At 70.2% G+C, this 13,966-nt stretch carries 14 protein-coding genes and 1 tRNA gene; 8 read left to right on the top strand and 7 right to left on the bottom strand.

Features of this window, described 5'->3' with window-relative positions; all coding sequences use genetic code 11:
* Positions 1–18 precede the first annotated feature (18 nt).
* Positions 19–94, top strand: a tRNA-Lys gene (locus tag ACWDRB_RS53485).
* 237 nt (positions 95–331) lie between these two features.
* The gene (locus ACWDRB_RS53480) at positions 332–610 is read left to right on the top strand and encodes an ATP-binding protein (RefSeq protein ID WP_449908189.1); all 279 of its coding nucleotides are present in this window, start codon (positions 332–334) and stop codon (positions 608–610) included.
* Here the strand turns inward: ACWDRB_RS53480 and ACWDRB_RS53475 are convergent.
* Positions 599–1,453 carry a helix-turn-helix transcriptional regulator gene (locus tag ACWDRB_RS53475; protein WP_449908187.1) on the bottom strand — a complete coding sequence of 285 codons (855 nt, stop codon included), beginning with the start codon at positions 1,451–1,453 and terminating at the stop codon, positions 599–601. The two genes, ACWDRB_RS53480 and ACWDRB_RS53475, sit on opposite strands and share 12 nt — an antisense overlap.
* Before the next feature lie 93 nt (positions 1,454–1,546).
* Here ACWDRB_RS53475 and ACWDRB_RS53470 point away from each other — a divergent pair, with 93 nt between their 5' ends.
* Positions 1,547–2,488: an SDR family NAD(P)-dependent oxidoreductase gene (locus tag ACWDRB_RS53470; RefSeq protein ID WP_449908185.1), complete on the top strand. Its 942-nt coding sequence runs from the start codon at positions 1,547–1,549 to the stop codon at positions 2,486–2,488.
* A gap of 241 nt (positions 2,489–2,729) precedes the next feature.
* Here the strand turns inward: ACWDRB_RS53470 and ACWDRB_RS53465 are convergent, their stop codons facing one another.
* The 3 genes from ACWDRB_RS53465 to ACWDRB_RS53455 all read right to left on the bottom strand — a co-directional run bounded on the left by ACWDRB_RS53465 (position 2,730) and on the right by ACWDRB_RS53455 (position 5,433).
* Positions 2,730–3,941, bottom strand: a complete 1,212-nt coding sequence (locus tag ACWDRB_RS53465) for a cytochrome P450 (RefSeq protein WP_449908183.1) — start codon at positions 3,939–3,941, stop codon at positions 2,730–2,732.
* 95 nt (positions 3,942–4,036) lie between these two features.
* Positions 4,037–5,239, bottom strand: coding sequence for an NAD(P)/FAD-dependent oxidoreductase (locus tag ACWDRB_RS53460; RefSeq protein ID WP_449908181.1), 1,203 nt, complete (start codon positions 5,237–5,239; stop codon positions 4,037–4,039).
* Entirely contained in the window at positions 5,236–5,433 is a 198-nt protein-coding gene (locus ACWDRB_RS53455; RefSeq protein ID WP_355207470.1) for a ferredoxin, read from the bottom strand. Before ACWDRB_RS53455 ends, ACWDRB_RS53460 begins: the two co-directional genes overlap by 4 nt.
* 149 nt (positions 5,434–5,582) lie before the next feature.
* Here ACWDRB_RS53455 and ACWDRB_RS53450 point away from each other — a divergent pair, with 149 nt between their 5' ends.
* Positions 5,583–6,203, top strand: a complete 621-nt coding sequence (locus tag ACWDRB_RS53450; protein ID WP_355207467.1) for a TetR/AcrR family transcriptional regulator — start codon at positions 5,583–5,585, stop codon at positions 6,201–6,203.
* Between the two features lie 145 nt (positions 6,204–6,348).
* A complete protein-coding gene (locus ACWDRB_RS53445; RefSeq protein ID WP_449908178.1) occupies positions 6,349–9,060 on the top strand; it encodes an ATP-binding protein in 2,712 nt (903 codons plus the stop codon).
* Positions 9,061–9,083: 23 nt separating this feature from the next.
* Here ACWDRB_RS53445 and ACWDRB_RS53440 read toward each other — a convergent pair whose 3' ends face one another.
* Together ACWDRB_RS53440 and ACWDRB_RS53435 are read right to left on the bottom strand one after the other, a co-directional pair.
* Complete coding sequence (locus tag ACWDRB_RS53440; protein WP_449908176.1) at positions 9,084–10,118, bottom strand: medium chain dehydrogenase/reductase family protein; 1,035 nt, start codon at positions 10,116–10,118, stop codon at positions 9,084–9,086.
* Positions 10,119–10,150: 32 nt separating this feature from the next.
* Complete coding sequence (locus tag ACWDRB_RS53435; protein ID WP_449908174.1) at positions 10,151–11,086, bottom strand: helix-turn-helix domain-containing protein; 936 nt, start codon at positions 11,084–11,086, stop codon at positions 10,151–10,153.
* Positions 11,087–11,202: 116 nt separating this feature from the next.
* Here ACWDRB_RS53435 and ACWDRB_RS53430 point away from each other — a divergent pair, with 116 nt between their 5' ends.
* Entirely contained in the window at positions 11,203–11,844 is a 642-nt protein-coding gene (locus ACWDRB_RS53430) for a TetR/AcrR family transcriptional regulator (protein WP_449908172.1), read from the top strand.
* Here the strand turns inward: ACWDRB_RS53430 and ACWDRB_RS53425 are convergent.
* Positions 11,830–12,531, bottom strand: a complete 702-nt coding sequence (locus ACWDRB_RS53425; protein ID WP_449908170.1) for a DUF2306 domain-containing protein — start codon at positions 12,529–12,531, stop codon at positions 11,830–11,832. The two genes, ACWDRB_RS53430 and ACWDRB_RS53425, sit on opposite strands and share 15 nt — an antisense overlap.
* A gap of 362 nt (positions 12,532–12,893) precedes the next feature.
* Between ACWDRB_RS53425 and ACWDRB_RS53420 the strand changes: the two genes are divergently transcribed.
* Together ACWDRB_RS53420 and ACWDRB_RS53415 are read left to right on the top strand one after the other, a co-directional pair.
* Positions 12,894–13,271: a Dabb family protein gene (locus ACWDRB_RS53420; RefSeq protein WP_363983853.1), complete on the top strand. Its 378-nt coding sequence runs from the start codon at positions 12,894–12,896 to the stop codon at positions 13,269–13,271.
* 26 nt (positions 13,272–13,297) lie between these two features.
* On the top strand, positions 13,298–13,966 hold the full coding sequence (locus ACWDRB_RS53415; protein WP_449908168.1) for a hypothetical protein: 669 nt from the start codon (positions 13,298–13,300) through the stop codon (positions 13,964–13,966).

Below are 13,966 nucleotides of genomic sequence, written 5' to 3'. Positions count from 1 at the left end.
GTACCCTTGCTGTTGCGAGGGGCGTTAGCTCAATTGGCAGAGCTGCGGACTTTTAATCCGTAGGTTCCGGGTTCGAGCCCCGGGCGCCCTACCACTCCCACCTTCGGATCAAAGAATCAAGGGTGGGTCACGTCTGGGGCAAACCAACACCACGGGTACTTTCCGGCAAAGCACTCAGCGGTGCTGCCGGTTCGCAGGGCGACGCCGGAGCTGAATCGTCCGCTTCCGCAGCCTGTGCCCGTACTGGCCGGTTCGCCCGAGCCTCTCGCGGACGCGGCGGCCCAGGCGGCGAAGATCGGCTAACCGGTCGTGCTCAAGGCGCCGGCCGGGGGTGGCGTTCGGCGCCGCCCGTTCGACCGCGCACCAGCGGAAGATCATCGAGGAGTCGCCAGCCCCCGGCCTGCCCGATGACGTCCGGCACGCCTCGTGGGAGGCCGCCGTCACCGGAGCCCGCGCCATCGGGCTGCGCAACGTCGGCATCTTCGAGTTCTTCATGGAGACGAACGCCCGCCTCCAGGTCGAGCACCCGGTGACTTCACTGCACCAAGCAAGCCGACACGCCCGATGGCGTCTCACCCAACACCCCAAACATTCGTGGTCAGAGCTGTAGCGACTGAGTGCCCAGGACGATGGCGAGGGCCAGGCGGTCGGCGTCCTCGGTGCCGGGCTCGGCGGTGTAGACGGTGATGCGCAGGTCGTCCAGGGCGACGAACAGCGTGTCGCAGTCGAGGGTGATCGGGCCGACCGCCGGGTGGTTAATGGTCTTTTGTCTGGACGCGTCGGTCAGGGGCGGTGGTGCCTCGGCGTCCCAGAGTTCGGCGAAGCGCGGGCTGCCGGAGGCCAGGTCGGTGATCAAGCGTCGCAGGGCGTGGTCGGCGGGGTAGCGCGAGGCCGTTAGGCGCAGGTCGGCCACGAGCCGGGCTTCGTGCTCGGCCTGCTCCTGCGGGGTGTGGACGACCCGCGAGGGCAGGCGGGCGACGTTGCGCCAGACGGCGTTGCGTTCCAGGCCGCGCCAGATGGCCGTCTCGCCCATGAGCGCGTCGTAGGGCTCGTTGGCCAGCACGAGTGTCCAGCTGGCGTCGTACACGACGACCGGGGTGTGCGACAGCCGGTCGAGCAGACGTTGCACGCTCGGGGTGACCCGCGACGGCACGATGTCCGGGCCGGGCGCAGCGTGCCCGGCCAGCCGGTAGAGCAGGTCGCGTTCGGTGTCGGACAAGCGCAGCGCTCGGGCCAGCGACTCCACGACCTGCGCCGACGGCGCGGTCGCGCGCCCCTGCTCGAGGCGAGTCAGGTAGTCGGCCGAGATGCCGGCGAGCGCGGCCAGCTCCTCGCGGCGCAACCCGCTGGCCCGGCGTCGGCGGCCCACCTGCACACCAACGGCCTCGGGTGCCACCCGGTCGCGCCAGCGGCGCACCGTCCGGCCGAACTCCCACGCTTCCACGCTCTCCATTCTGCGCATCTCTGCATGGGTTGTCCTGGCCCTGGCATTCCTACGAAAACCGGACGAATGGCTGCGGCCCGACCGGTCCAGCAGGCTGGGGCCATGACCGAACCCGGAACCGTTCTGATCACCGGCCCGACCCGCAACCTGGGCCGTCACGCCGTGCTGGCCATGGCCGACCGCCCGGACGGGCGGCGACCCGACCTGCTGCTGGTCGGCCGCGCCGGGCGGGACCTGACGGCGGTCGCCGACGAGGCCCGCAGTCGCGGCGCCGGCGTCCACGAGATCGGCTGCGACCTGTCGCGCCTGTCCGACGTCCGTGCCGCCGCTGCCACCGTGCGCGCCCTGCTCGCCGCCGGCGCCGTACGGCCGCTGCGCGCGCTGGTCGCCAACGCCGGCACCATGTCGGCCGACACCCGGCGGGCCTCGCCCGATGGCTACGAGATGACGTTCGCCGTCAACTATCTCGCCCACGCCCAGCTAATCGGCGACCTGCTTGGTTCGTTCACCGCCCCGGCGCGGGTCGTACTGCTCGGCTCGAACACCTATCACGCCAATTTCTGGCGCAAGCTGCTGGGTGTGGCCGAGGCCAAGTGGGCCGATCCCGTCGAGCTCGCCCGCCCGGCCACCGGTGAGCAGGCCCCGGGTATGGCCGCGTCCGGCGTCGCCTACTCCAACGCCAAGTTGGCGATTCTGTACTACGCCCATGAGCTGCAGCGTCGCGCCGGCGCCGGGATCAATGTGTCGGTGTTCGAACCGGGCTGGATGCCCGGCACCGCGCTGGGCCGTGGCGCCCCCGAGGCGGTTCAGGCGATGAGCCGCGCCTTGGGCCGGGTACCCGGCGTGTCGACGCCGCAACGCTCGGGGCCACTGCTGGCTGCGATGGCCCTCGACGACAAGTGGGCGCACCTGCGCGAGGGCGCGTTCGTGGTGAAGACCAAGCTGACCGAGGTGCAGCCGGTCGCCCACGACCGCGACCGGGAGCGGCGCCTGTGGGAGGCGACCACCGAGCTGTTGGAACGCGCAGGCGCGTCGCGTCAGTAAGTACCGTCCGGACCGTGCCGCACCAGGCCGGCCCTCTTCTCGCACATGAGCGCGGTCGCCGCTCTGCTACAGGTGAAGAGCGCGCGAAGGTGGCCGTTGACGACGGCGTCCCAATCCGCCTCCTGCTTCCGCAGCCCGGATGGCGATGGCTCGTCCCAGGGCGGTGCCCGCGTCCGTCACGACGACGGCCTTGCCGTTCAGTGCATCCATCGGTCCTGACTTCCTGCCGGTAGCGGGGTTGTCACCAGGCGACCGGCAGTTCGTGGACGCCGTAGGCGGACATGTCATGCCGGAACTTCACGTCCTCCAACGGCACGGCCAGGCGCAGCCCCGGCAGCCTGCGCAGCAGTGCGGGCAGCGCGACCTGCAGTTCCACGCGCGCCAGGTTCTGCCCCAGGCACTGGTGGATGCCGTAGCCGAAGGCCAGATGCCCGCGGGTGTTGCGGCCGAGGTCCACGGTGTCGGGCTGGTCGAGGAACGCCGTGTCCCGGTTGGCGGCGGGCAGGTTGACGGTCACCGCCTCGCCGGCCCGGACGAGTTGCCCGCCGATGGTGAGGTCCTCGGTGGCCACCCGTACGATCATGTCCTGGGCGATGGACAGATAACGCAGCAGTTCCTCGACGGCGTTCGCCACCACGGCGGGGTCGTCGGTGTCGCGGATCCGGGCGGCCTGATCCGGATGCTGCAGCAGCGCCAGCGTGCCCAGGCCGATCATGTTGGCCGTGGTCTCGTGCCCGGCGAACAGCAGGATCATGCCGTTCATCGCGGCTTCTTCGCGGCTGAGCTCGCCCGTGGCGACCCGCTCGGTGATCAGGCGGCTGATGAGGTCGTCTCCCGGCTCGCGTTCCTTCTGCTCCACCAGGCCGAGCAGGTAGCCGAACAGCGCCCCGCTGGCCTGCGCCTTGTCCTGCGGCGAGGCGTCGGCGTGGTTCATGGTGGCGCTGTGCCGCTGGAAGAACTCGTGGTCGTCGTACGGCACTCCGAGCAGGAGCGAGATCACCAAAGACGGGAGAGGCAGCGCGTACTCGCGAACCAGGTCCGCCGGCTGCCCCTTGCCGATCATCTCGTCGAGGAATCGTTCGGCCATCTCGTGGATCTGCGCACGCATCGCCTCCACGCGCTTGACCGTGAAGTCGGCGGTGAGCATGCGGCGCAGCCGGGCATGATCGGGATCGTCCATCCGCGGGAACGCCGGGACCTGCGTGTGCGGGAGCACGGACGGGTAGCGCTGGGCGTCGGCGCTGAGTCGCGGGTCGCTCAAGACCGCGCGGACGTCCTCGTACCGGGTCACCACCCAGGCGGTGTGGCCGTTCCACATCCGGACGTGCTGCAGGCCGTCGGCCTGGCGCCAGCCGGCGTATTCGGCGGGCGGGTCCAGGGGGCAGCGCTGGGAGCGTATGCCGGGGAAGACCGGCAGGCCGGAGTTGTCGTGGGTGTCGGTCGTGATACTCATGCAGAACTCCAGAAGGGTGTCGTGTGCGGGGTCGGCGACGCCACGGTGCGAGTCACGTGGCTGTCGCGCCGGCGTGGGCGACGCCACGGTTCGAGCTACGCGGCTGTCGCGCCGGCGATGGCGGTGGCCCATGGGGTCCGGGCCGCGATGAGGGCGCGCCAGGCGCGCAGGATCCTGGGTGACAGGCCGGCGGCGAGCACTCCGGCCAGCCGGTCGCCGGTGCGGTAGACGATCAGGAGACGGCGTTGGGAGACGTCGCCGTCCAGGACGAGTGCTTCGTCGTGGTCACGCAGGTGACCGTAGGCCTGGATTTTCATGCCGTACTGGTCGGACCAGAAGTACGGCACCGGCGCGAACGGCCGCCGCGCCTGCGGGTGGAGCAGGTTATGGGCGACGGCCAGGCCCTGCTCGGCCGCATTGGTGCGGTGCTCGATGCGCATCGCCGTGCCGAACAGCGGGTTGTGCCAGCGGGCCACGTCCCCGACCCCGTACACGCCGGGGGCGGCGGCGCTGAACTCGTCACACACCAGCCCGTCACCCAGGGTCAGCCCGCTGCCGTGCAGCCATGCGGTGTTCGGCACCGAGCCGATGGCCACCAGCACGTCGTCCGCCGGCAGGACCGTCTCATCGGCCAGCCGTACCCCCGTGACCGCCCCGCCCGCGCTGACGATCTCGGCGACGGCGGCGTGCGTGCGCAGCTCGACGCCATGGTCGCGGTGGGTCTGGGCCAGCACGTGGCCGGCCTGCTCGCCGAGGGCCTGCGCCAGCGGAAGCGGGCCCGCCTCCAACAGCGTCACCTTCACACCCAGCCCGCCGGCGACGGCGGCGACTTCGGCGCCCACGAACCCGGCGCCGACGATCACCAGTCGCCGCCCCGGAAGCAGCCGCGCCTTCAGGGCCACGGCGTCGTCCAGGGTGCGCAGCGTGTGCACACCCGCCACGACCTCGCTGCCCGGCAACTGCCGGGGACGCACGCCGGTCGCGATGACCAGAGCGTCGTAGGGCACTACGGCGCCATCGGCCAGCGCCACACTCCCGCCGCTCAGGTCCAGCCCGATGGCGGGCACGCCCAGGCGCAGTTCCAGGCCCAGCGCGTCCAGCTCCGCCGTGCCGCGCAGGGCGAGCCGGTCCGGCTCCCACTCCCCGGTCAAGACCTGTTTCGACAGGGGCGGGCGGTCGTACGGCAGCTGCGGCTCCTGGCCGATGAACGTGATCGCTTCCCCGTACCCGGCCCTGCGTAGCGCCTCCGCGGTGGCCAGCCCGCCCGCGGACCCACCGACGATCACTATCCGATTCACGACTCGGCCAGATGGATGGCGGCCGCGGGACAGACCGCGGCCGACTCGCGGACCGCGCCGTGCACCTCGGGTGCGGGCGTCTCGTCCAGCAGCACCACGATGCCGTCCTCGTCACGCTGGTCGAACACCTCGGGCGCGATCAGCACGCACTGCCCGGCGGCCACACATTTGTCGGCCTCGACTGCCACCTTCATCTGACTCTCCTTGGTTGAGCTCCGGCGGCGCGCTCCTCGCAGCAGGCAACGGCAGACAGCGGCCGGTAATCGATAGCCAACTATTACTTATTGCGCCAAAGGAAGTCAACAACAATCGATAGCCAACTATCGGTTGCTATCCTTGCCTGGTGACCACCGACAGCTCACGGCCGCTGCGTGCCGACGCCATACGCAACAGCGAGAAGCTGCTGCGAGCCGCCCGGCAGGTCTGGGCCGAACAAGGGCCTGACGCACCCCTCGAAGAGATCGCCCGCCGCGCGGGGGTAGGCATCGCCACCCTTTACCGCCGATTCCCGGACAAGGCGGTGCTCGCCCGGAACGCTCTCGACCAGAGCTTCACCGAGGACATCGCTCCCGCCATCGAGCAGGCCATGAGCGACGACGACCCCAAGCGTGGCCTGGTCACCGTGCTCGAGGCGACGCTGTCCGTCGCGGCCCGCGAACACAACACCGTGGCCGCCGCGAGGGACTCCGGCGCCATCACCCGCGAAGCCGGGACCCGCTCCTTCGAGTCACTCACCCTGCTGGCCCGCCGGGCACAGGAGGCCGGCCTCATCCGCGCCGACCTCGTGCCCGACGACATGCCCCGCATCATGGTCATGCTCGTGGGGCTGATGTGGACCATGGACCCCCACAGCGACGGCTGGCGGCGCTACCTCTCGCTCATCCTCGACGCCCTGGCTCCCGACGCAGCCACCCCCTTGCCGGCCGCGGTGCCGCTACAGCAGCCGGACAACTGGCTCCTTTGACACGCCACAGCCTGCGGTGCCGACGGCATCGATGCACCGGCATCGGCGGGATGCCGCACGAACGGAACGGCACGCGGCGAGACGTTGGCCGCACTCCTGAGGGAAGCCCATGCCCAGTAAGCGGCGATCACCTACGGTTCCCGTTATGCGGACTCCTGCGCTCACAACCGACGTGCTCGTTGGCAGGCACGAGTTACAGCAACGCGTCGACGAACTGACCGGCGCTGCTCGTACGGGACAGGGCGGCGCGCTGGTGCTGGAGGGCGAGGCGGGCATCGGCAAGAGTGCCCTGCTGGAATACGCCCGAAATGCGGCGCCCGGGTTCCGGGTGGTCCGGACGTCCGGGTCGGAGTTCGAACAGGAACTGCCGTACTCCGCGCTGCACCAGCTGTGTGTGCCGATGCTGAAGCACCTCGTCGAGCTACCGGACCGGCATCGCGACGCTTTGCGGGTGGCCTTCGGGCTGGCCGAGGGCACGCCCGACCCGTTCCGGATCGGTCTGGCGGCTCTGGGGCTGGTGACAGCGGCGGCCCGGGAGCGGCCCCTGTTGTGCTTGATCGATGACGCGCAGTGGGTCGATACCGCCTCGGCGAGGGCGATGGTCTTCCTCGCCCGCCGGGTCGCCGCCGACCCCGCAGCGATGATCTTCGCGGTGCGGCCGACGTACGCGGCGCATGGATTCGGCGAGCTGCCGCAGCTGGCCGTCCACGGTCTGAGCGACGAGGACGCCAAGGTTCTGCTGACGACGCGGAGCCCGTTCCCCCTCGACGATCAGGTCCGGGACCGGCTCGTCGCCGAGGCCCACGGGAACCCGTTGGCACTGCTGGAGCTGCCCCGCGCCGGTGGCTTCGTCCCGCCTGACGGGTCCTCGGTGCCGACCCGGATCGAGTACGGCTTCCGAGCCAGGCTGGCCGGTCTGTCCGCCGAGGCCAGGCTGCTGCTGATCGTGGCGAGCGCCGACCCGACCGGCGACCCTAACCTGCTCTGGCCGGCCGCCGGTCAGCTGAACCTCGATGTGACACCGGCCAGCGCGGAGGCGGACGCGACGGGACTGGTCGAGTTCGGTGCCCGTATCCGCTTCTGCCACCCGTTGGCACGTTCGGCGGTCTACCGCGCCGCCGACGCGGGCGAACGCCGCGCGGCGCACGAGGCGCTGGCGGCGGTCACCGACCCGATCACGGCGCCGGACCGCCGGGCCTGGCACCGCGCCCAGGCCGGCCCCGGCCCCGACGACGACATCGCCGACGAGCTGGAGCGGTGCGCGGCGCGTGCTCAGGGACGCGGGGGCGTGGCAGCCGCGGCGGCCTTCCTCGAGCGCTCGGTGGCGCTGTCGCTGGATCCAGAACGCCGGATCGTACGAACTCTGCACGCCGCCCAGGCCAGCTTCGACGCGGGGGCGTCCGGCAAGGCGGCGAGCCTGCTCGCGATCCTCGAGACCACCCCGCTGGACGAGTTCCAGCACGCTGACGTCGACCTGCTGCAGGGCCGGATCGCCTTCACCCGGCACGGCGACGGCTCCGGACCGATGCTGATGGTGCGTGCCGCCCAACGGCTGGCGGGTCTGGATCCGGACCGGGCACGTGACTGTTTCCTCGATGCCGTCGAGATGAGCCTGTCCGTCGGCCGCGGCGGTGTCGTCATCGATCGGGTCCTCACCGCGGCCCGGTCCACGGCGCCGGCGCCGAGCTCGCCGGACGCCCTTGACGCCTTGATCGTGCTGGCCACCGACGGGTACGAGGCCGCGGTTCCGCTGCTTCGCCACGCCCTTTACGACAGAGGCGAGCGGTTCTGGACGCGCCGTCCCGCACTCGCCACGATGATCGCCGTCGAGCTGTGGGACCCGGACACCCAGGCCGCCATCGCCGCATGGCTGGTGAAGGCGGGCCGGGCGTCGGGCTCACCGCTGCTGCTCAGGCTCGGTCTCGCGCAGAAGGCGGTCGAGGCCATCCTGATCGGCGACATCGGGCAGGCGATCGCCACCACCGCGGAGGAGGCGGCGATCGCCGACGCGACCGGCGCTCCCCCGCTGCTCCATCACCGGCTGCATCTCGCCGCGCTGCGCGGCCGCCGCGACGAGGCTCTCGAGCTGTGCGAGGCGGCCACCGCGGCACCGACCACCGGATGGCCCGGGCAGGTCACGAACCTGCACTGGACAACAGCCATGCTTCACAACGGGCTGGCCGACTACCCGGCCGCGCTGGCCGCGGCCCGTAAGGCCACCGAGCACGGCGACCTGTTCCTCACCGGAGCGGCCCTGCCGGAGCTGATCGAAGCCGCGGTCCGTTGTGACGACCACCTCACCGCAGCGCAGGCACTGGACTCCCTCACCGAGCGCACACAGGCCGGCGGAACCATCACTGGCCGGGGAGTCGCGGCCTACTCACGAGGGCTGGTGACCGGCATCGAGGATCACTACCGGGAAGCCGTCGACCTGCTCGCTGAGGGCCCGCTGCTCCCCTACCTGGCCCGGGCGCACCTCCTGTACGGGGAATGGCTGCGGCGCGAAGGGCGACGGCGTGACTGCCGCGAGCACCTGCGCACCGCCCACGAGCTACTGTCCGGAGCCGGAGCGGAGGCATTCGCCCGGCGGGCCGCCGACGAGCTGCGCGCCACCGGCGAGAAGGTCCCGGCCCGGTCCGAGCGAACGTACGGGAAGCTGTCCATGCAGGAGGTCGCCGTCGCCCGCCTCGTGGCCTCGGGCGCCACCTCGAACGAGGTCGCCGTCCAGCTCTACATCAGCAAACGCACCGTGGACGCCCACCTGCGCAACATCTTCCGCAAGCTCGGCATCAACTCACGCAGGCAGCTCAAGGATCACCCCGACCTCGCCGTCCAGGACAGACCCGACGGCCGGTGAGACTGCTCCCCGGAAGGGAACCGCTATCCGGCGTCGGGCACGAGGACGACCTTGCCGGTCACGGTTCGTGACTCGGCGAGGGTCATCGCCGCCGCGGCGTCGGAGAGCGGGAGCCTCGCGGCGATCTGCGGGGCGAGAGTGCCGTCGGCCAGCAGTCGCAGCACCTCGGTGAGGTCGTCGCGCAGGCGGGTACGGAAGGCGTCCGCGTGCCGGCGGCCGGCCCAGAAGTCGTAGAAGCAGGCGTTGCGGCCGTTGGGGAGGTAGTTCCAGAGCATCAGCCGGAAATACGACTTGAGGACCGGAAGCCGGGCATTGCCCTCGCCGTCCTTGGTGGCCGCGGTCCCGTACGACACCAGGGTTCCGCCGCGGCGCAGCAACTGCCACGACTGCCGCAGCCCGGTGCCGCCGACGTGGTCGAACACCGCGTCCACGCCGTTCGGGGCGAGCTGCCGGATCCGGTGGTACATGCCCGGGTCGCGGTAGTCGACCGGGGTCGCACCCAGCTTCCGCACCGTCTCATGGTGACGTGCCGACGCGGTGCCGATCACCGTGATCCCGGCGTGGCGGGCCAGTTGCACCAGCGTCGTGCCGACGCCGCCGTTGGCACCGAGGACCACGATCGTCCCGCCGCGGCGAACCCTGGCCATCCGGTGCAGCATCTGCCAGGCAGTGATCCCGTTGACGACGACGGTCTCCACCTCGGCCGCGTCCAGGCCGTCCGGCACGGGCACCAGGTCGGCGGCGTCCACCTGAACGTGGCTGGCCCAGCCGCCGATCTTGGTCACGGCGGCGTACCGCTTGCCGATCATCGTGGCGTCCACGCCGGGGCCCGCCGCGACCGCCGTGCCGACCACGTCGTAGCCGGGCACGAAGGGGAAGCTCGGCTGGTCGTAATACCTGCCACGGCGCATCTGCTGCTCGGCGAACGAGATGCCGGTCGCCTCCATCCGCAGCAGGATGTTGCCGGCGGCCGGTGTCGGCAGCGGCCGGGTGCGGATCTGCAACCCGTCCGGGTCGACCTTGCCGGGCATGACGATCTCAAGGGCTGTGCCGGTCATCGAAAGCTCCTCGGTTGGATTGTTGTCACGTGCTACTTGGCCAGCACCGCTGAGGGCCGTACACCGGTCTCCCGCAGGAACGCCGACGACAGGTGCCCGGGACTGCTGAAACCACAACGCCGAGCCACCTGGCTCACCGTCATTCCCTTCTCCAGAAGGTGCGTCGCGTGCGTGATACGCAGCCGGGTGAGGTACCGGCCCGGGGTCTCTCCCGTCGCCTGCTTGAACACCCGCAGGAAGTGATAGGGGCTCAACCGCACTTCCTCGGCCAGCTCCGCCAGACGCACCGGCTCGCTCAACCGGTCGCGCATGTACGCGATGGCCTTGCGCACGCGAACGTCCTCACGCCTCGTACGGTCCGCCGAGCCTCGCCGGCCGTCGCGGATCGCCAGGTGCACCACCAGAAATCGCGCGGCCGCATCGGCATAGAGCTCGTCCGCACCCGCCGCGGTGGCGGCGGCCAGCGACTTGAGCACCGCGCCGATCAGTTCGCCGCTGCCCGAGGCCGGATCCCGCGCCGGGGGCGCCGGGCCACCGAGCTCGGCAGCCGTCCGGCCGACCACCTCAGCGGGGAGATGGACGTGGATGGAGTGCATCGGCGCCGTCGTCTCGTACCGCAGGCGAGTCGGTACGCCCGGTGTGGCCATGCCGATCTCGCCCGGCGTGATGGGTGTGGTCCGCCAGCCTTCGCCGGTGTCGATGTGCAGCTTGCCGGCGCCGCCGGTGATCAGCCACAGGTGCGTGTCGGCCGAGGCCGGCATGACCATCTCACCGGCGGCCTCGAGGTGCTCGAACTTCTGGACGAGCAGCGAGCGCCATCCGGGCCGTTCCCAGCTGCACAACGATCGGCGGACGAACCGGTCCAGGTCCAGGCCGGCGTAGCCGCCCATGTCGAAGCGCGATTCCCTCTGCATAAGCGAGACCACTTCTTCGGTGCGGGTGACGAGCAGCGGCGCACGCACAACCATCGCGTTACGCTGACTCACTTCTGTTACACCATATAACTAGCTCTCCGTTTTCGTCAATCGCGATGGTGATAGCCTCTAACTCCAGTTAGTCGCACGGGGATCGGAGAGGCTGACCCATGGACAGCGATGTGGTGAGCCCGCGCGAGCGCTACCGGGCGCAGGTGCAAGCCGAGATCAAGCAACACGCCTGGCAGCAGATCGCCACCACGGGCGTGTCGGCGTTGTCCCTCAAGGCGATCGCCAAGCATCTGGGCATGAGCGGTCCGGCCCTCTACCGGTACTTCGCCAGTCGCGACGATCTGATCACGGCGCTCATCAGGGACGCCTACCGCAGCCTCGCCGACGCCGTCCGCGAGGCGTACGACTCCGGCGCCGACATCGCCGCGCTGGCTCAGGTCGTACGCGCGTGGGCCCTGAGCGATCCCCACCGGTACCTGCTGATCTACGGCACCCCCGTGCCCGGGTACCAGGCGCCCGCCGACACCGTCGCGATGTCGCAGGAGATCATGTCCGTGCTGATCGCCGCCTACCGCGAGGCGGACATCCCGTCGCCGGAAACCCCTTTTGGCGCTCACCTCGACAGCCACCGGCACTGGTCGCCTGATCCCACGGCGCCGGCGGCCGTCCTGCGCCAGGCCATGACGTTCTGGACCCGGCTGCACGGCGTGCTGTCCCTCGAACTCGCCGGCCACTTCACCGGCATGGGCATCGACGTCGCGCTGCTGTACGCAGACGAAGTCGATTCACTGCGGCAGTAGAACCTCCTCGGCCGGTTGTTCCGATGGCTGCCGCCGCGCCAGCGGTGCCAGCGTGCGCTGAACGATGAAGTACTCCGCGACCAGCACATTGCCCAGCAGGGACAGCCACGCGGCCGACTCGTAGACAGAGCTGTATTCCAGTGACGGCATGACGTTCATCAGCGGCAGCAGTGCCAGCTGGTAGAGCCGCAGGGTCACGGCGGCGAACGTGAACGCGTAGTTGCGGACCATCCAGATCCGGTGCAACTGCACCTCACGGCGCCGGATCGCCCGGTACGCCTTGGCGGCCGTGTACAACCACACCACGACCAGCCCGAAGAACGCGACCTGCAGCGTGAAGCCGCTCGGCGTCACCGCGGCGGAGTAGAGCGCCGCCAGCGCGGCGGCCAAGACCGAGATCAGGTACACCCGCCCCGCTATCCGATGCGCCCGGGGGAAACGGGCCCGCAACCGCGGCACGAACTGCCACGGCCCGATGAGAAGTGCCAGGCCGGCAGGCACCCCATGGATCACGAGACTCGTGTAGTACCCCGGGATGCTCATGTCGAGATTCGGGATGTTCGTACTTCCAACCAAATACGGCGGAACGAAGTAGGCCGTGATGCCGATCGCCAGCACGGTGAGAAGACTCCACAGGGTCCACCACCAGCGGCGGCGAACGGCCCGTGACATGGTCGCAGTGGACACGCGAACTCCAATACCTGCGCGGGAACGAGAAGGAAGGGGCGCAATGCGCGAAGTCGGCGGCAGCGGGCCTTCGCCTCGCCACAAGCGATGCCGATCAAGCGGCAACCGTAGGCGCAGGTGGACCATGAGGTCGATGCGGGAGATTGCGGAACAGCGAGCTTGAATTGCGGTCGGCCGGGGGGACCTTCGCCGACGGGCGTGTGCCTACGCGCCGTTGCCGTCGAATAGGCAACCCGTGCCGATGCGACGAGAAACCAGGCCAGTTCATAGTCGGGTGCTCAGCACCGTACGCGCGGTGGGCGCGCCGTCGTCAAGGCCAGGCCGCTGGACCTCTACGTTCGGCACCTGCGAAAAGGAGCACGATGATCTACCACAGCATCCGTATGAAGGCCAAGGCGGGCGTGACGCAGGAGCAGGTCGAGGAGGCACTGGAGAGCATGCGCAACCAGGGCCGGGTCATTTCTGCGGTGAAGTCGTTCGTCGTCGGCCGCGACTTCGGAGGCGATTTCGACTGGGGTGGCGTGTTCGTCATCGAGGACCTCGACGGCTACTGGGAGTACCTGACGCATTCGGCGCACGCGCGCACCGACCGGATCGGCATGCCGCTGGTCGAGAAGTATGAGTCGTACGACATCACCGACGATGACGACCCGCAGATGGGAGAGAAGATCGCCGACCTGCACCGGCGACGGTACGAGAGCGACCCCGAGCTGGCCGCGCTGGTGGGCATGCTGCCGTAAGGCAACTGAGCCGGGCACGACGCACGATGTGGACCCTCGGGACGATCTTCGCCATCGCCGGGGTGATCGACGTCGGGTTCATCGCGGTGCAGGCCGCGCGCGGCACCTACAGCCACTTCAACGCCGGCACCGACCCGTTCGACCAGATCGGGCAGCAGATCTTCTCCGGCGGCGTGTTCGGGTTGTTCGGCACGAGCGTGATCGTCGCCGTCATGCTGCTCTTCCAGCGCGTCGGCGACGCGGTGCTCACCTGGTCCCTGCGTGCCGGGCTCGGCCTGGCCGTCGCCGGCATGGCACTGGCGTCCTTCATCACCGGGTGGACGTCATCGGCCGGGCCTCGCACGGTCGAGGACGCCTACGGCCGCCCGGTCCCGCTGGTGGGCGGACACGGCGTCGGGGCACCGGACGGCGACGGCATGCCGATCACGAACTGGAGCACCACCGGCGGCGACCTACGCGTCCCGCACTTCATCGGCCTGCACTCCATCCAGGTGTTCGTGCTCACGGCGCGGTGGCAGCCGCCATCACCGCGCTGCTGGCGGTTCTGGTCGTCACGGCGGCCCGTCGCGGCCAGTCGGCCCTTCGCGCCGAAGCGGCACGCCGCAGCGAACACGTCCGCCGGAGCAGGGCGGCGCGCCGCGATGAGCGCGCACACGGCGGCGGGTTGGCGAACACGAGCCAGGTCTCGCTCCTGA

This window comes from Nonomuraea sp. NPDC003707 (assembly GCF_053587055.1).
The sequence above is the reverse complement of the archived record's forward strand: the minus strand, read 5'-3'. Positions and strand labels throughout refer to the sequence as shown.